This is a genomic window from Corynebacterium glaucum, assembly GCF_002287505.1.
In the GTDB taxonomy this organism is placed as follows: domain Bacteria; phylum Actinomycetota; class Actinomycetes; order Mycobacteriales; family Mycobacteriaceae; genus Corynebacterium; species Corynebacterium glaucum.
Window position 1 is genome coordinate 1163586 of record NZ_CP019688.1, and the last position, 21906, is coordinate 1185491.

Sequence of the window (21906 nt, forward strand, 5' to 3'; positions counted from 1 at the left end):
CGTGCCTAGCTGATCATCGTTGTGGTCTACGTTTTGGGCGGGGCTTGGACAGGTTCGGTTTGAGCTGTGGCGGTTGGCGGTGCTTCATCCCTTCGACGAGGTTGATGTTGATCTGCCCGCCGGGTGGCCTGTGACTCAGCGTGATCGGCAGCGGCACGCTGAAGAGGAATTCACCGTCGTGGGCTGTGAAAAACTCAGCGACGTTGTCCGCTGTGACCGTGGTGTAGAGCAGACGGTTTTTGAATCTCAGGCCGATGTAGAGGCCGTGGGCGAGCACGCGGACGACCCCGTCTTTGCTTACTCGGAGTTCGTCTGGGATGCCCCAACTGTTTGTTGATCGTGTCGTTGGCATCGTTAGGGTGGGGGTATCGGTGGGAGGTATGCCTTGCTGAGCTGCCATGTCATCGGTGCTGGCCTCGGGTGAAGTTGCCGCTTGCCCGGGGCCGTTTGTCGCTATGAGTGCTGCTTGCGGGTTGTGCGCTTGGTTGAAAGTGACCACGCGGGCCCAAACATTTTCAGGATCAAGCGGATGCGTGGGTGGTGCTGCCTTGGGGAAGGTGTCGAAAGCTTGGCGTGGGGTGATATGCATTTTGCCCACCAGCAGCGATTGGTGGCGTCGTCGCTCGTTGTACACCTGGCGGTATTCAACGAGGTACGAGTTGACCTCAGCAAGGCTGACCGGGTGGCGCGCGTCTAGGAACTGAATCAGGGTGCGGTGGGAGCGCTCGTCTTTTCCCTGGGTTGTGGGAGCAAACCCAGCAATAGCCAGTACTCCTTCGCTGGCAAGCCACACTTCAGTAGCGGAGAGATGTCCACGGTGGTAGGTGGCGAACGCCTCGCCGTTATCGGAGAGGATCTCTTGGGGTTTGCCGTAGACAGCAAATGCCTCGGCTAATGCAGCGCGCGCATCAGTACCGTTTTCCGGCAAAGCGAATGCTTTAGTACCTACATCGAATCTGCTGGCGTCGTCGATGACCTGGTAGATCGTCACGTGAGTGTGGGCGTGGTCGAACAGCCGGTAGACCAGACCGTCGATCTGCCATAGCTCACCAACGAAATCGCGGGCGAATCGTTTATAGGAGCTGCGTGGGCGTTTACGGGCATTGGCTTCTACAAAACCCAACTCATGAAGCCACAACGCGATGGTGGAACGCGACGGGGTGCGATCAGGACCAACGGAATCGAACAAGGAGTAATAGATCGACCACGGGCCGTAATCCAACCCCTGTTCCATCAGATGTTGCCGAGCGTTGACGACTGCGATTTTGTCGGCTTCATCGAATCTTCTGGCCGGGTTCTTCGGAGCGGTCGAATCCGGCAGAATGCCCGATCGACCCTTCTGGGCAACCCGCTTTTTGATGTTGGTGTAGGTCTGACGCGAGATGCCCAATTCTTTGCAAAACTGTGTGATCGTTTTGCCGTCGCGGACCGGGTCAAAATCAGCGACCTTTCTGCGCTTGTGCAATGGAATAGCCATCGGGCTATTCCACCGCCGCAAATGTCCAAAAAGCCTCTAGACATCACGTCCAAAAACTTCCTGGACTCCATGCCCAAGAAGTCCCAAGACATCACAGTCCAGCGCTAATTCGGCGCTAAGCCAGTGCTGCGGACAGCTCCTCGGCGGCGGCCGTGAGCGCCTTGCCCACCTTCGCAGCGGGGCTCGGTCCGAGACGCTCCGCGGGGCCGGACACCGAGAGCACAGCGACGACGCGTCCGTCTGCGTCGAAGATCGGTGAAGAGGCGGAGGCGAGGCCGACCTCGCGTTCCGCGACGGATTCTGCGAGGCGGAATTTCTTCACGTCGGCGAGTTCTTCGGGGCGGAAGGGGGAGGCGTCGATAAGCGAAAATGCCCCGAAAACCCGAGCGGCGGAGCCTGCGGCGAGGGTGAGATGGGAGCCGACGGGGACGGTGTAGGTGAGGCCGGACTCGGGCTCTTCGGAGGCGATGCAGGTGCGGGTGTCGCCGGTGAGCTCGTAAAGCTGGACCGATTCGCCGGTAGTTTCGACGAGCTGGCGCATGATTGGGCCGGCAGCGGTGATGAGCCTCGGCGGAGTGCCGGAGGCAAAGTGGGCGAGTGCCGGGCCGATGGTCCACGCACCTTCGGCGGTGCGCGCGAGGATGTGGTGGACCTCGAGGGCCGTGGCGATGCGATGGGTGGTGGCGCGCGGCAAACCGGTATCCTGGCTGAGGCTGGCCAGCGACTTGTCGCCCCTGGCAACGGAACGCACGATGGCAACGGATCGGTCGAGGACCTTGATCCCGGAGTCTTCGCTATACTGTCTCACGGCATGGATACTATCATCTCGCATTCTGGAACCAAGGAGGAGTTGCTGTGGCTGATCAACCCTTAACGCTGGCGGAGAAGGTGTGGCGCGACCACGTCATCACCAAAGGCGAGAACGGTGAGCCGGATCTGATCTACATCGACTTCCAGCTTCTCCACGAGGTGACCTCGCCGCAGGCGTTCGACGGTCTGCGCATGGCCGGCCGCGCGATGCGCCACCCCGAGCTGCACCTGGCTACCGAAGACCACAACGTGCCGACCGAAGGCATCGTGAGCGGCAATCTGCTAGAAATCGCCGAGCCGACCTCGCGCACCCAGGTGGAAACCCTGCGCAAGAACTGCGAGGAGTTCGGCGTGCGCCTGCACCCGATGGGCGATGTGAAGCAGGGCATCGTGCACACCGTGGGCCCGCAGCTGGGCATCACCCAGCCGGGCATGACTATTGTCTGCGGCGACAGCCACACCTCAACGCACGGCGCGTTCGGCTCGATCGCGTTCGGTATCGGCACCTCCGAGGTCGAGCACGTCATGGCGACCCAGACGCTCAGCCTCAAGCCGTTCAAGACCATGGCTATCGAGGTCTCCGGCGAGCTGCAGCCGGGCGTGACCGCAAAGGACTTGATCCTGGCCATCATCGCGAAGATCGGCACCGGCGGCGGCCAAGGCTACGTCATTGAGTACCGCGGCGAAGCCATTGAGAAGCTGTCGATGGAAGCGCGCATGACCATCTGCAACATGTCCATTGAGGCGGGTGCGCGCGCCGGCATGGTCGCGCCGGACCAGAAGACCTTTGACTACGTCGAGGGTCGCGAGTACGCGCCGAAGGGCTCCGATTGGGACGACGCGGTTGCCTATTGGATGACGCTGCCTACTGACGACGGAGCGCAGTTCGACGCAGTCGTGGAGATCGACGGCTCCGCGCTCACCCCGTTTGTCACCTGGGGCACCAACCCCGGCCAGGGCCTGCCGCTCAGCGAAAACGTGCCAGACCCGGAGGACTTTACCGGCGACGCCGCCAAGCAGGCCGCGGAGAAGGCCATCAAGTACATGGACCTCACCCCGGGCACCCCGCTGCGCGACATCAAGATCGACACTGTGTTCCTCGGCTCCTGCACCAACGCCCGCATCGAGGACCTTCGTGCCGCCGCCGAGGTGGTCAAGGGCAAGCACATTGCCGACGGCACCCGGATGCTGGTCGTCCCATCCTCAACCATGGTGAAACAGCAGGCGGAAGAAGAAGGCCTGGACAAGGTCTTCACCGACTTCGGCGCCGAGTGGCGCACTGCAGGCTGCTCCATGTGCCTTGGTATGAACCCGGACCAGCTGGCGCCAGGGGAGCGTTCGGCGTCCACCAGTAACCGCAACTTCGAAGGCCGCCAGGGCCCGGGTGGGCGCACCCACCTGGTTTCCCCGCTGGTCGCCGCCGCGACCGCAATCACCGGCCACCTCGCAAGCCCCGCCGACCTCTAAAGGAGCAACCATGGAGAAGTTCACCACCCACACTGGTGTCGGCGTGCCGCTGACCCGTACGAACGTGGACACCGACCAGATCATCCCCGCGCGCTACCTGAAGCGCGTCTCCCGCACCGGCTTCGAGGACGGCTTGTTCTCCAACTGGCGCGAGACCGAGCCCGGCTTCGTGCTGAACCAGGAAGCATTCAAGAACGGCTCGGTGCTGTTCGCTGGCACCGACTTCGGCACCGGATCCTCCCGCGAACACGCTGTGTGGGCACTCATGGACTACGGCTTCCGCGCTGTGTTCAGCCCCCGCTTCGCCGACATCTTTCGCGGCAACTCCGGCAAGGCCGGTCTGCTGGCCGGAATCATGGAGGAAGCCGACATCGAACTGATCTGGAAGCTGCTTGAGCAGGAACCGGGCCAGGAAGTCACCGTCTCGCTCGAGGACCGCACCGTGCGGGTGGGGGAGAACGTCTTCACTTTCGACATCGACGACTACACCCGCTGGCGGCTCATGGAGGGTTTGGACGACATCGGGCTCACGCTTCGCGACGAGGGCGCGATCACCGAGTTCGAGGCGCAGAGGCCTGCGTTTAAGCCGGCTGTCTCCTAGACGCTTAGCATTGCGGTATGGCTGAAGACCCGCGCGTCGTGAGGCTCGAGGAGCAATTACTTCTCGAGCGCGTCCGCCACCACGAGGCGATGAACCGCGCGCAGGAGGAGATACAACGGCTTGAGGGGGAGGTGCGGGATTTTCGCATCGAATCCAACAATGCGACGCGCGAGTTGACCGAGGTGCGGCGCGAATTGCTCGAGCTACGCAATCAGCCCCCGATCCGCAACGTCCAACTGGAGCGCGAGGAACTTGAGTCGAAACTCAAGAACGAGCGCATGGAAGCGACCACCGCCCGCGACGAAGCGAGACGGCTCCGGGAGGCGAATCGCCTCCTTGAGAACGAACTCCTCCTGCTTGCCACCGATCCGGACGCCGCCCGAGATTCCGGGCAAGAGACCTTCATCGCAGAGCCGGGTGCTGGCCGGGAGAACACCATCCACCGGGTCGGGATGATCGACCGGGAATCGGCGCAAGCGCTCACCGGCGCCCCGATCGCAGGCCAAGGCCCGTACCCCGTGCTCGCTCATGTGCTCAACGGGCAAGCGATTCGCCTGCTGGTGGACATGACACACGGAATCGAAGGCGTCACCGTACCCGTGGATAAGTTTGCAAAGCTCAGCAAACTTGAGGAGTCACGCAAGGTCGACGAACGGGTGCGAACGCAATCAGTTCGAGGACTCGTGGCAGCACTCCAAGAGGCCACCGAGCGGCTTCGGCGCTACGAAAACGCCGAAGTGGCACACACGATCACCGAGGGAGTGCCGGAGGCGAACCCCGATGAGAAGAACCCAGATGGGTTCTACCGAATTGGCGCGGTCGGTACCGATGTCGAGGTGATCATCAGCGATACCGCGGAGATCCCGACGCTTAACACGGTCGAACACACCGGCAAAGGCGGGTTCGTGGACACCAACTACGGCATGACCATCACCGGAATCGATGGTGGCATCCACCCGATCTACGGCGAGTTCAAGGACGGCTTCTTGTTCCGCGTGCTGATTGACCTCACCGAGGACTTCCGCCGCGACGGCCTACTCAGCGATTAACCGAGCTCCTGGTCGATCTGTTGCAGGACCTCGGGGGCGAACTCGCCGAGGAAATCGCGCGACGCGTTCACCACGCCCTCGATGCCGGAGCTGATGTGCGCCTCGAACTGCTCGTCCGAGTAATCCCAGCTGCGTGGGAGTGAGTAATTCACGCCGAGGATGGCGCGGTTGAACTCCGGATCCTCCAGCGCGGTAGCACTGGGGTACGCGTTGAAGTTGTTGTAGCTCTCCACCCATAGCAGGAGATCGTCGAAGCGGTCGAGACCCACGGAATCTATCGCCACGGTGCTCACGATCACCAGCGCGGGTTTAAACGTCCGGATCTGCATGCCGATGCCGGAAAACCCGGTGGCCAGCGTTTTGCCGCCGTCGAGGATGCTGTAGCGCCATCCGTGCTTGTCAAAGAGTTCCTGCACACGCTCGATGGAAAGTGGTTTCAGTTCTGGGGTGATCATGGGTTACGCCTCCAACTCGTCCACAATGTGCGGCAGGTGCCCACGCATTTGCTCAGCGACGTGGTGGATGCCGGAGAAGTAGAAGTTGAGCATCTGGCGCAACTGCTGATCGGTCACCCCGACAGTGGTGAAAAACGGTGCCTCGATCAGCAGCACCGCGGTGCCGTCTGCGCGAACAACCGGGTGAAGCCTAATCCGCATCATCATCTGGTTCAGGGTGTTGGACTCAAGGCGCAACGTCTGAATGTCCTCAGCGCTGCGCGCGGTGGCCAGCCAGCGGGTGGAAACCTTGAATCCGAAGTCCTCGATCTGGAAGAACACCACAAGGCCCGGAAACGCGGTGCGCGTCGTACCGTCTTCACCGCGGAAGTGCTTCAGGTCGAACTCATCTAACACCGTCTCGATGCGTTCTTGGTCGACTGGGGCAAAAGTTTGGGTCATCGTCGGTCCTTTCGTCGTCAAGCGAAAAAGCTCTCTTGCTCGGCTACTGAACGGGCAGCGCTGTGGGGATGTAGTCCGCGCCGGTGAGCTGGCCCTCGCGGAAGTGCAGCACCCACACCGAGCCCTTCTTGGCGTTGATATCGGTGTCGATCGGGAGCGTCCCCTGCGAGGACAGCCACGCGACCATGTGTGGGATGATGTCGCCCTGCGCGCAGATGACGCTGACCCCGCCGAGAGCGACCACATCCATGAACGCCTGCTGGGCCTCGACCATGTTTTCCAACCAGGCGTGATCACCGAAGCGGGCATCGACGGTCACATCCAGGTTCAGCTCGTCCGCAAGCGGGGCGACCGTGGCCTGGCAGCGGTCCGGCTCAGCCGAGAAGATGCGCGTTGGCGCGAAGGGAGCGAGCATCGGCACGAGCATCTCGGACTGGCGCAGGCCCTTTTTGTCCAGCGGGCGCAGGTTGTCGTCCCCGGTCCACTTCTCGCGGTCGTGCGCGCGGGCGTGGCGCACGTAGAGCACCCGCGCGTCCGCCGGTGTGTTGAAGCGCTTCTGCGCCTTCGCCAGCACCTCGCGGTCCAGGTCGTAGCTGAGCAGCTCCTTGGCCTCGTCGATAGGCAGCCAGCGGATTTCGTCGACCTCGTCGTTGGGTGCGAACTCGCCGCCGGTGACCTCGCCCGTCCAGTAGTAGACCACCTTCGTGGTGTTCTTGACCGGGTACACCGTCTTGCCAATCAGCTTGCCCAGCCGGATCGTGTAACCGGTTTCCTCTGCAATCTCACGCACTGCAGCCACCACGAGGGACTCGCCCGGATCGAGCTTGCCTTTCGCTAGCGACCAGTCGTCGTAATGCGGGCGGTGGATGACCGCCACCTCCAGGGACTCCGGAGCGCTCAGGTCACCGCGCCACAGCACAGCGCCTGCAGCGAGAGTCGTACGCGGGAACTCATTTTGCGGTTTGACGGGCACTTCCTGGTGCCGGCCAGTGACGAACATCTCGCCGGACGTGTCTTTGTCTTGCTCGTGGAGCTCGGAAGTAGCCATGGGTTCTATTGTGTCGTAGAGCTTCGCGCACTGCATCCTCCCACGCGCCAGCAGATGCCAGATGTTAGCGTTGTCGCATGGTTAACGTGGCAGTCATGGGTGCTGGTTCGTGGGGCACCACCTTGGCAAAGGTCTTCGCCGACGGCGGCAACGCAGTGCAACTGTGGGCCCGCCGCAAGGAGTTGGCAGACACTATGGCGACCACGCGAGAAAACCCGGATTACCTGGCAGGCATCGAGCTGCCGGAGGCGATCACCCCGACATCGGACGCCGAACAAGCGCTCGGGGCAGCAGACATCGCGATCTTCGCCGTGCCCAGTCAAACGATGCGCGAAAACCTCACCCACTGGACGCCGCTGCTGCGCTCGGACACCACGCTGCTCTCCATCTCCAAAGGCATCGAGACCGGCACCCACATGCGCATGAGCGAGATCATCGCCGAAGTCACCGGCGCCGACCCCAGCCGCATCGCCGTGCTCTCCGGGCCCAACCTCTCGCGCGAGATCGCCGAGGAGCAGCCGGCAGCTACGGTCATCGCCTGCGAGGACGAAAACCGCGCGAAGCTGGTTCAGGCCGCCTGCGCAACGAACTACCTGCGCCCCTACACCAACACCGACGTCATCGGTTGCGAGATCGGCGGCGCCACCAAGAACGTCATCGCGCTCGCCTGCGGCATGGCGGCCGGCCAGGGCCTGGGCGAGAACACCATCGCCACCCTGATCACGCGCGGCCTCGCCGAGATCACCCGCCTGGGCCTCTCGCTCGGCGCCGACGCCCGCACCTTCGCCGGCCTCGCAGGCATGGGTGACCTGGTCGCCACCTGCTCCTCGCCGCTCTCGCGCAACCGCACGTTCGGCTCGGCCCTCGGCGCGGGCGCCACCATGGACGAGGCGAAAGCCGCCACCAAGGGCCAGGTCGCCGAGGGCGTCATCTCCTCGCGCAGCATCTTCCAGCTCGCGGAATCCCAGGGCGTCGACATGCCGATCACAGCGGCCGTCCACGCCGTATGCCACGGAGATTTCAAGGTCAGCGACACCGTCGCCGCGCTCATGGGCCGTTCCAAGAAGGCTGAGTAGCCCCGGGTACGCTCGACGTGTGATTCGCATTGCCGTGATTTACGGTGGCCAGTCCACCGAACATTCGATTTCCTGCATCTCCGCCGGCGCCATCATCGCCGAGCTCCCCAAAGACACCTACCAGGTCTATCCGGTCGGCATCACCCGCGACGGCACCTGGGTCGAAGGCTCACTCGACCCAGTCGGGGGTGCAGCTTTGCCCGAGGTCGCCGCAGGCAGAGCCATTAGCTTATCGACGGCACCTTCAACCCGCGGCACCTTCACCGACGCCGCAACCGGCGAGGCGGTTGCAGAAGTGGACGTGATCTTTCCCGTGCTGCACGGCAAGTACGGCGAGGACGGCACAATCCAGGGCATGTTCGAGCTCTCCGGGATCCCGTATGTCGGCCCCGGCGTGCTCGCTTCCGCGTGCGGAATGGACAAGGAGTACACGAAGAAACTCGTCGCCGCAGAGGGCATCGCAGTGGCTCGGTGCGCCATTGTGCGCGAGCCCGGCGCCACAGTCAGCGACGCGGACAAGCAGCGCCTCGGGCTGCCGGCGTTCGTGAAGCCGGCCAACGGTGGCTCCTCCATCGGCGTTTCCAAGGTCGAGCGCTGGGAGGATTTGGATGCCGCACTCGAGCTCGCCTTCGAGCAGGACGGGAAGGTGCTTGTCGAGGGCGCGCTGATCGGCGACGAAGTCGAACTCGGCGTCCTCGAACACCCCGACGGCAGGCTCGAGGCGTCCCTACCCGCCAAGCTCAACGGCACCGAGGATTCAGACGAGGGCTTCTACGGGTTCGAAACGAAGTACCTCGACAACCACGTCACCGCCACCATCCCCGCGCCGTATGACGACGCAACGGTGTCGACCCTGCAGTCCATGGCCATCACCGCGTTTCAGGCGCTGGACTGCAAGTCGCTCGCACGCGTGGACTTCTTCATGACGGATGCCGGGCCGGTGCTCAACGAGATCAACACCATGCCCGGCTTCACCCCGATCTCGATGTACCCGCAGGTCTGGCTCGCCAGCGGGGTTTCCTACGGCGAGCTGCTCGACGTGCTCGTTACCGCCGCTATTGCGCGGGCACAGTCTCAGCGATGAAGTCGGAGAGGTTGGTGATGATCTCGTTCGACCCGGTGATCGGGAACGTCGCCGCCACGTCCGTGGCTCGTCCCAGGGCGTAGTACACCCCTGCTTCCTCGTCCTGGAACCAGGGGATCTCGTTGACCTGGGTCAGCGCGGCACCAGCTTCGTAGCCGGGAGGAGGTGCGACACCGCAGCGCAGGACGACCGGCTCGTAGCCCGGCTTAATCCACACCAGGGTGTCCTCGCGGTCAACGTGGACGTTTACGAAACCGTCAGCGATCTCCACCGGCGCGGCCTGCTCCAGGTCGCCGCACACGGCGGTGTCGCCCTCGGCAAGCGTGGACGTTGGTGCCGGCGCCGGCTGCGCGTCGCTTTGCGGCAGCGAGGCCGCGTCAATCTCCATCACCGGCGGCTCGTCGATAAGCTCAGTGTCCGCGGTGACGGCCAAAACAGGGGAGCGGTCGACCGTGAACCAGGTGGCCATCGTGGAAACCGGATCGTTGACCTGCAGCCATTTCACCCCGTCAAGCTCCATGATCATGAATTCCTCGGCGTACTCGTTGTACTGCAACGGCAGGTCGACGCCGCAACGCAGGGTGACGCGCTCGGTCGAAGACTTCTGCCACGCGGCGGCCCCGGGCGGAGCCGGTTCCGCCAGCTCTGCTCGGGGATAGGTGGCGATCTTGGACGGGAGGCCGTCGACAAGCTGAGTGCACTCCGGCGAATCAGCCATGGGTGCGGGGACTGGGGCCATGGCTACCGGCTGCAGCGCGACCTTGTTGAAGAAGTACCGAGAGCCGAACAGGACTCCGACGACCAACGCGAGGGCGAGCCCCAGGATGATGTAGATGGGTGTCCGGTTAATCTTGTTCGTGTCCTGCGCTGTGGAGCTCATAGCGGTTCAGTCTATTTGAAAGGCCCTGGCACATCGTGATTCACACCGGATTCCCGGAAACCGGGCCGTCCTTGGGGGAGGTGGGGGAAGCCGGCGTGATTCAGGCGATCGTTACCGCCGCGCCCTCCACCATCAACGGCGACGACGCTGCGGTGCTGACCCCGTCCACGCCGAACTCGCGCGTGGTAGCCAGTACGGACATGCTGGTGGATGGCCGCCACTTCAGCGCCGACTACACCACGCCGTACCTCGTCGGGCGCAAGGCAGTCGTGCAGAACTACGCCGACATCGAAGCGATGGGGGCGCGCCCGCTAGCTGCGCTGCTGGCCATCTCTGCGCCGCCGGAAACCCCGGTGGCCGTGGTAGAGGAGCTCGCGCGCGGGCTCGGCTCGATGACGCAGGAGTGGGCCTCCGAGCTAGTCGGCGGCGATGTGACCTCCGGCGAGAGACTGGTGATCTCCGTGACCGCGATCGGCTCGCTCGGCGGCAACCTCGACGCGCTGCGCCTCAACCGGGCCAGGCCGGGGCAGCGGGTGGTGGCGCACGGCCATCTGGGATACTCCGCCGCCGGGCTCGCGCTGCTGGAGTCGGGGGTGCGCATCCCGGCTTCGCTCGAACCGTTGGTGCAGGCACACCAGGTGCCGGAGATCACCCCGGGCCGCGGCGTGGTGGCGCGCTCCGCAGGTGCGACCGCGATGACGGACAACTCCGACGGCCTGATCCGCGACCTGTCCACCATGGCGCGGATGTCCGGCGTGGGCATCGACCTGTCTTCCGTGGCCATCAAACCGGACCGCCTGCTCGAAGACGCCGGGCTGCTCCTAGGCATCGACCCCTGGGAGTGGGTGCTCACCGGTGGAGAGGACCATGCGCTCATCGGCACCTGCGACGGCTCTGCGCCCGTCGGTTTCCGCTCCATCGGCACAGTGAGCCGCCAGCAGGGCGTGCGGATTGACGGCAAGGAGCCGGCCTACACCGGCGGATGGGAGAGCTTCGCATGAGCCTGCCGGTGCACGAATCCTGGATGGGCGCGCTCGGGCCCGTCGAAAAGCACATCCACGACATGGGTGACTTCCTGCGAGCGCAAGACGCGTACCTGCCGCGGGGCAACGACATCCTGCGCGCGTTTCAGCAACCCTTCGACGAGGTGCGGGTGCTCATCGTCGGCCAAGACCCGTACCCCACGCCGGGTCACCCCATGGGGCTGGCGTTTTCGACGCAGCCAGGGGTCGCGCCGCCGCGCTCGTTGGTCAACATCTACAAAGAGCTTTACGACGACTTGGGCATCCCGCCCCGGCAAGACGGCGACTTGTCCGCTTGGTCGAACCAAGGGATCCTGCTGCTGAACCGCGTGCTCACGGTGCGCCCTGGTGCAGCGGGTTCGCACCGCGGCAAGGGCTGGGAGGCCGTGACCGAGGCGGCGATCCGGGCGCTCGCGGAACGAGGCAAGCCGCTGGTAGCGATCCTGTGGGGCCGCGACGCGCAATCCGCGAAGGCGTTTTTGGGGGAGACGCCGGTGATCACCTCGCCGCACCCGTCGCCGCTGTCGGCTTCAAGGGGGTTCTTCGGCTCGCGACCATTCTCCCAGGCGAACGAGGCGCTGATCGCCCAAGGCGCGGAACCTGTCGACTGGTCGTTGTAAACTACACGCCCATGGCCACACCTTCCGCTTTCGATGGTGCGCAGCTCATGGCGTGGGCGCGCCGCGCAGCTGATGAGCTGAACCGTCGGCGGATGGAAATCAACAAGCTCAACGTGTTCCCGGTTCCGGATGCGGACACCGGATCGAACATGGCGCACACCATGGCAGCAGCGGTGGAAGAGGCGGAGCAGCTTGGCAGCGACGCTGATGTACGCCAGGTGGCAGAGGCCCTTGCTGTAGGCGCTGTCAAAGGCGCCCGCGGAAACTCCGGCGTCGTGTTGTCGCAGGTCATGCGTGGCATCGCTCAGACCGTTTCAGAGGACACCCCCGGCGGCGCGGTAATCGCGGATTCGCTCGCCGCGGCCGTGACTTTCGTCGACCGCGCAATCGCGGACCCCGTCGAGGGCACCGTCATCACAGTGCTGCGCGCTGCCTCAGTCGCAGCCGCTGAGGCCGTGGCGTCTGCCGCCGATCCGTCCAACCCAGGTATCGAGGAGGTGGCCCAAGCTGTCGCCGAAGCCGCCCGCGTTGCGCTTGCCAACACCCCCTCCCAGCTCGAGGTACTGCGCGAGGCAGGGGTGGTCGACGCGGGCGGCACCGGCCTCGTGGTCTTGCTCGAGGCATTGCTTGGCGACGCCACCGTGCAACCAACCGAACCCTTCGACCTCGAACCGGACGCAACGGTTGCCCACGGCACCACCGGCAACCTCGAAGTGATGTTCATGTTCGCCGGTAACGTCGACGTGCTTGAACGCGAACTCAGTGTGATGGGCGACAGCCTGGTCATCGCGCGTCTCGAAGACGCCGCGAAGGTCCATATCCACTCGCACGACGCCGGCGCTGTGATCGAGCGTGCCTACGCTCTCGGTGAGGTCAGCGACCTGCGGCTGGAGATCTTGCCCGCTGATCCCACCACCCACGTCCCGGAGCGCGTCATCGTCGCCGTCACACCTCCCGGCGCGCTCACAAGGCTCTACGAACTCGCCGGTGCGGTCGCAGTGCAGCCTGGCGAAGACGTGGTCGCGCAAATCCTCGCCACCATCCGCCGCTCCGAAGCCAGCGAGGTCATCCTCCTGCCAAACGGCCTGCTGAACAACCGCAACCTCGCAGCCGTCGAAAAGGCGGCGCACGCCTTCGAGCAGACGGTCACGCTGCTGCCCACCGTCCGCCTCGTCTCCGGCATCGCGGCGCTGACGGTTCACGACCCGTCCCAGCCGCTCGCCACTGCCGCGTTCACCATGTCCGAGGCCGCCGGCGAAATGCGCACCGCCGTCGCCCACCGCGCCCCCCGCGCTGGCCTTATCCAGGGCGGGCCGGTGGCAAAGGGAGATGTCGTGGTCACCTCGCACGGCGAGACCGTGCTCATCGCGGACGACCCGATCACCGCCGTCGAGCGCACCTGCAAGCGTTTCCTCGCCCACGGCGGCGAGCAAGTGGCCATACTCTTCGATCCGGAGCAGTTCGACCGCGCCGAGCTCGACGCCCTCGAAGACACCCTCGGGGTCGCGATCATGTCCTACCCGGCAGACAACCTGGGCGCGATCGCGGAAATCGGAGTGGAGTAAGCCGATGCTCGGGTTCGACGACACGCGCCCGCTCAACCTTGTGGTGCCGCTGAAACAAGCCAGGGCGATCTCGAAACACTTAGAGATCGAGACCTGCGGCGAACTCCTGCGCTACTACCCGCGCCGCTACCTGCACTACGGCACCGGCGAAGACCTCACCGGGCTCAAGGACGGCGACACCGTCACCGTCATGGGCACCGTCACCGGCTCGCGCAGCATCCCAAACCGGAAGCAACCAAAACGACCCATCTACAAGGTCGACATCTTCGACGGCCGAACCACCTTCACCGCCACCTTTTTCGGCTCCGCGTACGCCTCCCGGGTGCTCAAAGAAGGTCGCCGCGCCATGTTCACCGGCAAGGTCTCATGGTTCAACGGTGCGGCCCAGCTTCAGCACCCGGACTTTGTGCTTGTCGACGGCCCCACCGACGCGACCGGATCACTCCGCCAACTCTCACACTTCGGCGACCTGGAGGAAATCCTTTCCGGGCGCGAATGGCTGCCCATCTATCCCGCCACCAAAATGGTGAGCACCTGGACCATCATGGGCGCCGTGCACGCGGTGCTTAAGACGCTCCCTCCGATTGAGGAACCACTCGGGTTCACCCCAATTGGATTCCTGCCGCTCAACTCCGCCGTCCGACAGATCCACGAACCCGGATCGAAGGGCCCGGAAGCCGCACTCGAGCGTCTGAAATACGACGAGGCGCTCTCGGTCGCGCTGGCCATGGGAGTCCGTCGCGCGGACGCCGCGCACCACACCGCCCCGGCACTGCCACGCGTCGAAGGGCGCGACCAGGACACAATGCTTCGCCACCTCCCGTTCCCTCTGACCAAGGGCCAAAACGAGGTGCTCACGGAGATCAGCGCAGACATGAGCTCCACGCAGCCGATGAGTCGGCTGCTCCAGGGCGAGGTTGGTTCCGGCAAGACGATCGTTGCACTGCTCGCCATGCTGCAGGCGGTGGACAACGGCGCGCAGTGCGCCTTCCTCGCACCAACCGAAGTGCTGGTGATGCAGCACGCCCGTTCGCTAACCAACACACTCTTGCGCGCTGGTGTACCGGTGCGTGTGGTGGCCCTGACCGGGTCGATGGGGGCCGTCGCAAAGCAAGAGGCCCTGTTGAAGATTGTCTCGGGCGAGGCGGACATTGTGGTGGGCACCCATGCCTTGATCCAGGAAGGGGTGGAATTTTTCCGCCTCGGCATGGTTGTCGTGGACGAGCAACACCGGTTCGGCGTCGAGCAGCGCGACCAGCTGCGGGCGAAGGCGGGGGAGACCACCCCGCACCTGCTGGTGATGACGGCGACGCCGATTCCACGCACAATCGCTATCACCGTCTTCGGCGATCTCTCCGTGTCCACGCTGAAAGAGCTGCCGGGCGGGCGGAAACCCATCCAGTCCTCGGTCGTGCCCGAATTCAAGCCGAAGTGGGTGGCGCGCGCGTGGGAGAAAATCCGCGAAGAGGTCGGCGCCGGCCATCAGGTCTACATCGTCTGCCCGCGCATTGAGGGCGACGGGGGAGTCACCGAAACCGCCGCCGCTCTGGCGCAGGACGAACTCAAGGGCCTCAAGATCGCCGTCCTCCACGGGCGCATGAAGGGCGAGGAAAAGGACGAAGTGATGGGCGCTTTCGCCGCCGGCGCCACCGACGTGCTCGTCTCCACGACCGTCATCGAGGTCGGTGTCGACGTCCCGAACGCAACGGTGATGATGGTGCGCGAGTCCGAGCATTTCGGCATCTCCCAGCTGCACCAGCTGCGCGGGCGCGTCGGCCGCGGCGGCAACCAGTCGCTGTGCCTCTTCCACACCTACGCCGAGGAGGGCACGCCCGCCTTCGAGCGCGTCAGCCAGGTCGCCGCTACGCTCGACGGCTTTGCGCTGGCGGAGCTCGACCTACTCAACCGCCGCGAAGGCGACGTGTTGGGCAAGGAGCAATCCGGCATTGGCCGCACGCTGCGCCTAGTCAACCTGGTCGACGATTACGCGGTAGTGAAGCGCGCCTACGACGACGCGGCGAATATTGTTGCCAATAACCTCGAGTTCGCCCGCGCCGCGACGGCCAACTTCGCGCCGGAGGACTTCGAATACCTGGACAAGAGCTAGATAGGACTGGGACCGACATGTCACTGACCCGCATCATCGCCGGCGAGGCCCGGGGCCGAAAGATCAAGGTCCCGCCAGAGGGCACGCGCCCCACCTCCGACCGCGCCCGCGAAGGACTCTTCTCCTCGCTCCAGGTCCGCTTTGGTTTCGCTGGCCAGCGGGTCCTGGACCTCTTCGCCGGTTCGGGCGCGCTCGGTCTCGAGGCCGCCTCCCGCGGCGCGGAAGAAATCGTCCTCGTCGAAAACGACCCGAAAGCCGTCCAGATCATCGAGCACAACGCCTCTGTGGTCGGCCACCCGAACGTGCGCGTCGAGCCGGTCAAGGCTTCCGCCTACGTTGCTCGCGCCCCCCGCAAGCACTTTTCCATGGTGCTCGCCGACCCACCCTACGACCTCGCGGACGAGGCAGTCGCGGAAATGGTCGAAGCACTCAAACCATTGCTTGTCGACGGCGCCGTGGTCGTGGTCGAGCGACATCGCGAGAGCCCCGAAACCGCTTGGCCCCCGGAGTTCACCCCAACCGGCCAGAAGTTGAAGAAGCGGCTGTACGGTATCGCCAGGATGGATATGGCCGTCTACTCGGATCCGGATGAAGGAGATGACTAAGTGACTACCGCAGTGTGCCCCGGTTCGTTCGATCCGATCACGAACGGCCACCTTGACATCGTCACCCGCGCCACCCGCCACTTCGACGAGGTCATCGTGCTGGTCACCGGCAACCCCACCAAAACCTCGGGGCTTTTCACTATCGACGAGCGCGTGGACCTGATCCGCGAAGTCACCGCCGACAACCCCAAGGTTCGGGTTGACCATTGGGGTGGCCTGCTTGTCGATTACACCACAGCGCACCACATCACCGCGCTGGTCAAGGGGCTGCGGTCCTCGTTGGACTACGAGTACGAGCTTCCGATGGCGCAGATGAACCGCCGCCTCAGTGGCGTGGACACGTACTTCCTGCTTACGGACGAGAAGTACGGCTACATTTCGTCCTCGCTCACCAAAGAGGTAGCGAAGTACGGCGGGGACATCACAGGCCTGGTTCCCGACATCGTTCGCGAGGCGATTGCGAAGAAGTTCGGGTGACCTTGATCCTCGTCGGCGTCGGCGCGTCAGTCGCGCTCGGCGCCGCACTGCAACGCATCTCCGGCATGGGCATGGGGCTCATCGCCGCGCCCATCCTCGCGCTCCTACTCGGGCCTATTGACGGAGTGTTGGTGGTCAACGTCATCGCCGTCATCAACGCTGCTCTGAACACCCGCAGCATGCGTGCGGACATCGACTGGAAGAAGTTCGCACCGATCGCAGCAGCTTTGATCCTCGGCGTGATTCCGGGCGCCTGGGTGATCCCACGTGTGTCCACCGACGCACTCCAAGTGCTCATCGGTGTACTTCTGATCATCGCGCTGAGCGTCGTCACCCTTGGCAAGCGCAAGGTGCCGAACGTCGAGGGCGTGGTTCCGTCGGCTATCGCCGGCGCGGTCGGCGGATTCATGAACACCCTGTCCGGCGTGGCCGGGCCCGCGATCACCGTCTACGCCCAGGCCGCGCGGTGGGATCAACGCATGTACGCGGCGACGCTGCAACCGATCTTCTTGGTCGCCGGGTCGCTGTCTTTCGCAGGCAAGGAAATCTCTGGCGCCGCCGATATCGGTACTATCGACCCCGCCATCTGGGTCGGTACGATCGCTGGCCTTGTGGTTGGCGTAATCGTCGGCAAGCAATTGGCTCCGAGGGTGCCGAAAGAGCGAGCCCGCTGGATAGCGCTCAGCTTGGCGTTCCTCGGCGGGCTTACCGCGCTGGTGCGCGGCGTCATCGGGCTGGCTGGCTAGTTAGAACAGCGTCGAGAGGAACGCTTGCGTGCGCTCGTGCTGCGGGTTGTCCAGCACCTCGGCGGGAGCGCCTTGCTCGACGATGTGGCCGTCCGCCATGAACACCACGTGGTCCGCCACCTCGTGGGCGAACGCCATCTCGTGGGTGACCACCAACATGGTCATGCCCTGAGCTGCGAGGTCCTTCATCACCCGCAGAACTTCCCCGACAAGCTCGGGGTCGAGGGCGGACGTGGGTTCGTCGAAAAGCATGAGCTTCGGGTCCATAGCAACCGCACGAGCGATTGCCACGCGCTGCTGCTGACCGCCTGAAAGCTGGATCGGGTACGCATCCGCCTTCGACTCGAGTCCGACCATGGCCAGCAACTCCATCGCGCGCTCCTTGGCCTGCGCCACCGGCTGTCCCTTGACGTGCACGGGGGCCTCGATGATGTTCTCCAACACGGTGCGATGGCCAAACAGGTTGAAGTTCTGGAACACCATGCCGATGTCGCGGCGCTGCTTGGCGGCGTCTTTCTCACTGATCTCGTGGAGGATGCCGTCGCGTTCGCGGTAGCCGATCAGCTCACCATCGACGTAGAGGCGGCCCGCGGTGACCTTCTCGAGGTGGTTGACGCAGCGCAAGAACGTGGACTTGCCCGAGCCGGACGGGCCGATGATGCAGGTCACTGTGCCGGGCATGACCTCGAGGTCGATGCCTTTGAGCACGTCGAGGTTGCCGAAGGACTTCCAGACGTCGACCGCCTGAACCATGGGGGTGTGCTTCACAGTCATGTTCCTAGAGTCCTTTCTGCTGGGGCTCATCGACAATCTGCACGTTCTGGGGGATCGTGCCTTCCGCGTCCGCGAGGCTGGCCAGCTGGCGCCTGGTGAGCTGGCGAGTCGCGCCCTTTTCAAAGTGCTGTTCTAGGTAGTGCTGGCCCACCATCAGGAGCGAGGTGATGGCCAGGTACCAGGTCGCGGCGACCAGCAACATCGGCACCGGCTCGAAGAGTGCGGCGGCGATGTCCATGGAGCGGCCGTACAGCTCCAGGGAGTATGGCACGGCGACGACAAGCGATGAGGTCTTCAGCAGCGAGATGAACTCGTTGCCGGTGGGCGGGATGATGATGCGCATCGCCTGCGGCAACACCGTGCGGCGCATGGTCTGGGACCAGCTCATGCCCAGTGCCTTCGACGCCTCTACCTGGCCTTCCGGCACCGACGAGATGCCCGAGCGCACAATCTCTGCCATGTACGCCGCCTCGTTCAGGCCGAGGCCCACAACGGCGAGCATGAACGCCGACGACGTGAACGGCTCGAGCGAAACTTCGGCGAAACCCAGGTTGATCGAGTCGTAGATCGCGCCGAGCAGACCCCAGAACATCAGCTGCACGTACACCGGTGTGCCGCGGAAGACCCAGAGGAAGATCCAGGCGATGGACTTGAACACCGGGTTCGGGCTCATGCGCATGACAGCCAAGATCACGCCGCCGATCAGGCCGATGATCATCGCGAGAACGGTGATTGCGATCGTGTGGCCGGCGGCCGTTGCGATGCGGGTGTCAAACAGGTACTGGAAGTAGGTGTCCCACCCGTACGCCTCGTTTCGGGCGGCGCCGATGACGAACCAAACCGCCAGTGCGATCAGCACTGTGGCGAGGATCCAGCGACCGGGGTGGCGCAGCGGCTTAGCCTCGATGCGCTCGGGGCGTGTGCGGGTACTCATTGCGTTGCCTCCCTGTACGGCTGCTCATTGATCATGGCCTCGTCGAGGAGGCCGCTTTCTACGTTCCATTGGTCCAAGATTCGCTGGTACTCCCCGGTGTCGATAAGGTGTTGCATCGCCGCCGCCATCGCTTCGGCGAGGCCGGAGTCTTTCTGCACCGCGAAGCCATACGGTGCGGCATCGAACATTTCCCCAACCAGCTCTAGCTCACCGTCGGAGCGCTGCGCAGCCCACGCCGTCGCGGGAGAGTCGGCGCTCAACGCATCGGCGCGTCCCACAAGCGCGGCCAGCGCAGCGTTGTCAGACGTGTCGAAAGACAACACGGTGAGCGGCTCCTCGCCGCGCGCGATGCACTCATCGTTCTTCGGGCGGACATCGTCGGTTTCCGAGACAGTGGTGCGCTGCACTGCAACAATCAACCCGCACGGATTCTCGGGGTCAACCCCGCTTCCTGGTTGCGAGGCCCACTGGATACCGGCGTAAAGGAAGTTGACAAAGTCGAAGCTCTCGCGGCGCTCCTCGGAGTCGGTGAACCCTGACATCCCCGCGTCAATGCTGCCCGCCTGCACGGCTGGCATAATCATCGCAAAATCCATCTCAGAAGGCTGGAACTCCAAGCCCATCACGCTCGCCAGAGCGCGCCCAAGGTCCATTTCCAGTCCGATCAGAGCACCCTGCGAGTCCTTGAACTCAAACGGAGCGAACGGCGGATTCGTCCCCGCGGTCAGGGTTCCCTTCGCCGCGACTTCAGGCGGAACCATGGCAACGATCTCCGGCACGGCATCAGGAGTGACTGGTTCCCAGCCATCAGGATTTCCGCCCTCCGCGTTGGTCACACACCCAGAAAGCAGCACAGCGGCAGCGACACACACCGCAGCCATTCGCCGCCGAGGGGAGCCAAAAGATAACTGCATATTTTTCTCTCGAGTCAATAATTTCGCTTTCTCGCATCGTAAACCCCAGGAGGGAAGTCAGAAAACTCGCCATTGCTTAACGACGAATTCCGCGCCGCAGAATCACCCCTTCCCGAACCCTATAACGCTTCGCCAATGGTTCGAACAAGAGTGCGAATGTTTGTTCGGACGTTCCGGGGTCATGTTGGAGCCGCGTTCTAAACTCACGGCAAGTTCAACTTATTTGGGGGAAATCTGCCGTCATGACCACCACCGTTGCCAGCCCACCTAATTCCCAGGGCCGCCTGATCGTTGCGCAAATCAAGCACAACCACAGGAAATCGAACACGGTTCGCGCTGAACTGCTCGACCTGATCGCCGACTTCGATGAGTTGAACCTAGCGAGGTCCTTCGGCGCGAGCAGCACGGCCAGTTGGCTGGAGCGCGAGCTGAGGTATCCCACCTCCACCGCCTACGAGTACGTTTCGGTTGCTCGCAAACTACGGGTCTACCGGGCTCTATTCCACTTCTTCCGCGCTGGAGCCATTGACTACACCACGGTCCGGTTTCTCCTGCGGTACATCAACCACGAGAACCAGGACCAGCTGATCGAGCTAGCCACCACTCTCTGCTTCGCAGAACTCGAGAAGGCACTGGCCGGAGGAGATACCGATAAAGACAAGCCCGATGCTCCGTACTTCAATGCACGGAAACGAAAGGATGGGTGCCTTGAAGGCGACTTCCTGTTACCGCCCGTCATTGGTGAGGCGCTGCTCGCAGCATTGAAAATCGCGCAGCTGGCCGCAGAAGGCATCACGGAAGGTGGTGAGGCTTTCGATAATGAGGCATTTATCGCAGAACTCGTCGACGCGCTGAGCGGTTCGGAATCCAGCGGTAGAGATACAGACGCTGAGGAGCCAGATGAAGACGCCTACCTCGACTTCGACGACGGTCTCGGTGATACCGAACCCAACGGCGATGGCGGTGACGATGACAGCTGGACCGAAGAGGTCAACCTTGGCCCCGGCCCCGACATTGAGGAAGCGTGTCCCGGTGAGCAGACAAAACGCTCTAGCGAAATCTCACTGCGTACGATTCGCGGGCTGCCGTCGCGCTACGGCCCGCCTGTCAAAGCTGATATGTATGACGCGTTCGTCACCATGATCAACATGGTGCGCACTTTCCCGCATCCGGCAACCAGGGCGCCGGGTGCGCAAGTGACGGTGATGCTCACCGAGGATGGCAAGGCGTGGATGCCGTCAAACCCGCAGACCCCGTCGAAAGCGATAGAGAGTTACGTCGCCAATGCGATGGTGCGCGGCCACCTGTTGGACTCAAGGGGTCTGACAATGCACTTTGGACGAGCTCGCCGGTTTGCTAGCGACGGTCAGATCCACGCCCTGCTGTCGGTCTGGGGACATCAATGTGCAATGCCGGGGTGTACCCATTCCAGATTCCTCGAGATCCACCACATTCGCGAGTGGTCGGAGGGCGGCAAGACCGATATCGGCAACTTGATTCCACTGTGCTCGAGTTGTCACTCCAAGGTGAGCCACGGTATTGCCAGGATCGTTGAGAACGGGCCGGAACTTGAGTTCAGCTTCCTCGATGGCTCGAGGTTCATCTCCAGGAACCGGGTTTTGCCCGAAGTGGCTTCATTCGAACTCGTTGAGCATCGCGACGACCCCTCGTTCGCCTAGAGGGAATAGACGGATTCCGCGAGGCAGAAAAATTCCGCGGCGCAGAAAATTCCGCGAGGCGGAATAGGATTCCGG

The 21906-nt window shown here is 63.7% G+C and carries 22 protein-coding genes; 13 read left to right on the forward strand and 9 right to left on the reverse strand.

Features of this window, described 5'->3' with window-relative positions; translation table 11 throughout:
• Nucleotides 1-13: 13 nt before the first annotated feature.
• Both CGLAU_RS05700 and CGLAU_RS05705 read right to left on the reverse strand, forming a co-directional pair.
• Entirely contained in the window at nt 14-1477 is a 1464-nt protein-coding gene (locus CGLAU_RS05700; RefSeq protein ID WP_095659852.1) for an integrase core domain-containing protein, read from the reverse strand.
• 115 nt (nt 1478-1592) lie between these two features.
• On the reverse strand, nt 1593-2309 hold the full coding sequence (locus tag CGLAU_RS05705) for an IclR family transcriptional regulator (protein ID WP_095659853.1): 717 nt from the start codon (nt 2307-2309) through the stop codon (nt 1593-1595).
• Between the two features lie 23 nt (nt 2310-2332).
• Between CGLAU_RS05705 and leuC the strand changes: the two genes are divergently transcribed.
• The 3 genes from leuC to CGLAU_RS05720 are packed head-to-tail and all read left to right on the forward strand — an operon-like array spanning nt 2333 to nt 5404.
• Nucleotides 2333-3754, forward strand: coding sequence for a 3-isopropylmalate dehydratase large subunit (leuC, locus tag CGLAU_RS05710; RefSeq protein WP_095659854.1), 1422 nt, complete (start codon nt 2333-2335; stop codon nt 3752-3754).
• Nucleotides 3755-3764: 10 nt separating this feature from the next.
• Nucleotides 3765-4355, forward strand: coding sequence for a 3-isopropylmalate dehydratase small subunit (leuD, locus tag CGLAU_RS05715; RefSeq protein ID WP_095659855.1), 591 nt, complete (start codon nt 3765-3767; stop codon nt 4353-4355).
• A 17-nt stretch (nt 4356-4372) separates the two neighbouring features.
• Nucleotides 4373-5404, forward strand: coding sequence for a hypothetical protein (locus CGLAU_RS05720; protein ID WP_095659856.1), 1032 nt, complete (start codon nt 4373-4375; stop codon nt 5402-5404).
• Here the strand turns inward: CGLAU_RS05720 and CGLAU_RS05725 are convergent.
• The 3 genes from CGLAU_RS05725 to CGLAU_RS05735 are packed head-to-tail and all read right to left on the reverse strand — an operon-like array spanning nt 5401 to nt 7348.
• On the reverse strand, nt 5401-5859 hold the full coding sequence (locus tag CGLAU_RS05725; RefSeq protein WP_095659857.1) for a hypothetical protein: 459 nt from the start codon (nt 5857-5859) through the stop codon (nt 5401-5403). The two genes, CGLAU_RS05720 and CGLAU_RS05725, sit on opposite strands and share 4 nt — an antisense overlap.
• A gap of 3 nt (nt 5860-5862) precedes the next feature.
• Nucleotides 5863-6300, reverse strand: coding sequence for a hypothetical protein (locus CGLAU_RS05730; protein WP_095659858.1), 438 nt, complete (start codon nt 6298-6300; stop codon nt 5863-5865).
• 43 nt (nt 6301-6343) lie between these two features.
• Nucleotides 6344-7348, reverse strand: a complete 1005-nt coding sequence (locus CGLAU_RS05735) for an NUDIX hydrolase (protein ID WP_095659859.1) — start codon at nt 7346-7348, stop codon at nt 6344-6346.
• Nucleotides 7349-7425: 77 nt separating this feature from the next.
• On the opposite strand from CGLAU_RS05735, the gene CGLAU_RS05740 reads away from it, so the two are divergent.
• Nucleotides 7426-8424 carry an NAD(P)H-dependent glycerol-3-phosphate dehydrogenase gene (locus CGLAU_RS05740; RefSeq protein WP_095659860.1) on the forward strand — a complete coding sequence of 333 codons (999 nt, stop codon included), beginning with the start codon at nt 7426-7428 and terminating at the stop codon, nt 8422-8424.
• A gap of 19 nt (nt 8425-8443) precedes the next feature.
• A complete protein-coding gene (locus CGLAU_RS05745; RefSeq protein WP_095659861.1) occupies nt 8444-9508 on the forward strand; it encodes a D-alanine--D-alanine ligase family protein in 1065 nt (354 codons plus the stop codon).
• On the opposite strand, the gene CGLAU_RS05750 is transcribed toward CGLAU_RS05745, so the two are convergent.
• Nucleotides 9480-10388, reverse strand: a complete 909-nt coding sequence (locus CGLAU_RS05750) for a DUF3515 domain-containing protein (protein WP_095659862.1) — start codon at nt 10386-10388, stop codon at nt 9480-9482. The genes CGLAU_RS05745 and CGLAU_RS05750 overlap by 29 nt on opposite strands.
• A gap of 35 nt (nt 10389-10423) precedes the next feature.
• Between CGLAU_RS05750 and CGLAU_RS05755 the strand changes: the two genes are divergently transcribed.
• The 7 genes from CGLAU_RS05755 to CGLAU_RS05785 are packed head-to-tail and all read left to right on the forward strand — an operon-like array spanning nt 10424 to nt 17530.
• Nucleotides 10424-11389: a thiamine-phosphate kinase gene (locus CGLAU_RS05755; RefSeq protein WP_095659863.1), complete on the forward strand. Its 966-nt coding sequence runs from the start codon at nt 10424-10426 to the stop codon at nt 11387-11389.
• Nucleotides 11386-12030: a uracil-DNA glycosylase gene (locus tag CGLAU_RS05760; RefSeq protein WP_095659864.1), complete on the forward strand. Its 645-nt coding sequence runs from the start codon at nt 11386-11388 to the stop codon at nt 12028-12030. Before CGLAU_RS05755 ends, CGLAU_RS05760 begins: the two co-directional genes overlap by 4 nt.
• A gap of 11 nt (nt 12031-12041) precedes the next feature.
• Nucleotides 12042-13595: a DAK2 domain-containing protein gene (locus tag CGLAU_RS05765; RefSeq protein WP_095659865.1), complete on the forward strand. Its 1554-nt coding sequence runs from the start codon at nt 12042-12044 to the stop codon at nt 13593-13595.
• Nucleotides 13596-13599: 4 nt separating this feature from the next.
• The gene (locus CGLAU_RS05770; protein ID WP_095659866.1) at nt 13600-15702 is read left to right on the forward strand and encodes an ATP-dependent DNA helicase RecG; all 2103 of its coding nucleotides are present in this window, start codon (nt 13600-13602) and stop codon (nt 15700-15702) included.
• Nucleotides 15703-15725: 23 nt separating this feature from the next.
• Entirely contained in the window at nt 15726-16307 is a 582-nt protein-coding gene (gene rsmD / locus CGLAU_RS05775; RefSeq protein WP_095661069.1) for a 16S rRNA (guanine(966)-N(2))-methyltransferase RsmD, read from the forward strand.
• Complete coding sequence (coaD, locus tag CGLAU_RS05780) at nt 16308-16784, forward strand: pantetheine-phosphate adenylyltransferase (RefSeq protein WP_095659867.1); 477 nt, start codon at nt 16308-16310, stop codon at nt 16782-16784.
• Entirely contained in the window at nt 16781-17530 is a 750-nt protein-coding gene (locus tag CGLAU_RS05785; RefSeq protein ID WP_095659868.1) for a sulfite exporter TauE/SafE family protein, read from the forward strand. The genes coaD and CGLAU_RS05785 overlap by 4 nt, the downstream gene beginning before the upstream one ends.
• Here CGLAU_RS05785 and CGLAU_RS05790 read toward each other — a convergent pair whose 3' ends face one another.
• From CGLAU_RS05790 to CGLAU_RS05800, 3 genes are read right to left on the reverse strand one after another with little or no spacing between them, the layout of a single operon-like run.
• Nucleotides 17531-18304 (reverse strand): amino acid ABC transporter ATP-binding protein, encoded by a 774-nt coding sequence (locus CGLAU_RS05790; protein WP_269768555.1) that lies wholly within the window; start codon nt 18302-18304, stop codon nt 17531-17533. It abuts the gene before it with no gap.
• Nucleotides 18305-18308: 4 nt separating this feature from the next.
• Nucleotides 18309-19238: an amino acid ABC transporter permease gene (locus CGLAU_RS05795; RefSeq protein ID WP_095659869.1), complete on the reverse strand. Its 930-nt coding sequence runs from the start codon at nt 19236-19238 to the stop codon at nt 18309-18311.
• Nucleotides 19235-20119 carry an ABC transporter substrate-binding protein gene (locus tag CGLAU_RS05800; RefSeq protein ID WP_095659870.1) on the reverse strand — a complete coding sequence of 295 codons (885 nt, stop codon included), beginning with the start codon at nt 20117-20119 and terminating at the stop codon, nt 19235-19237. Before CGLAU_RS05800 ends, CGLAU_RS05795 begins: the two co-directional genes overlap by 4 nt.
• A gap of 275 nt (nt 20120-20394) precedes the next feature.
• Between CGLAU_RS05800 and CGLAU_RS05805 the strand changes: the two genes are divergently transcribed.
• Nucleotides 20395-21831, forward strand: coding sequence for an HNH endonuclease signature motif containing protein (locus CGLAU_RS05805; RefSeq protein ID WP_095659871.1), 1437 nt, complete (start codon nt 20395-20397; stop codon nt 21829-21831).
• Nucleotides 21832-21906: the final 75 nt, after the last annotated feature.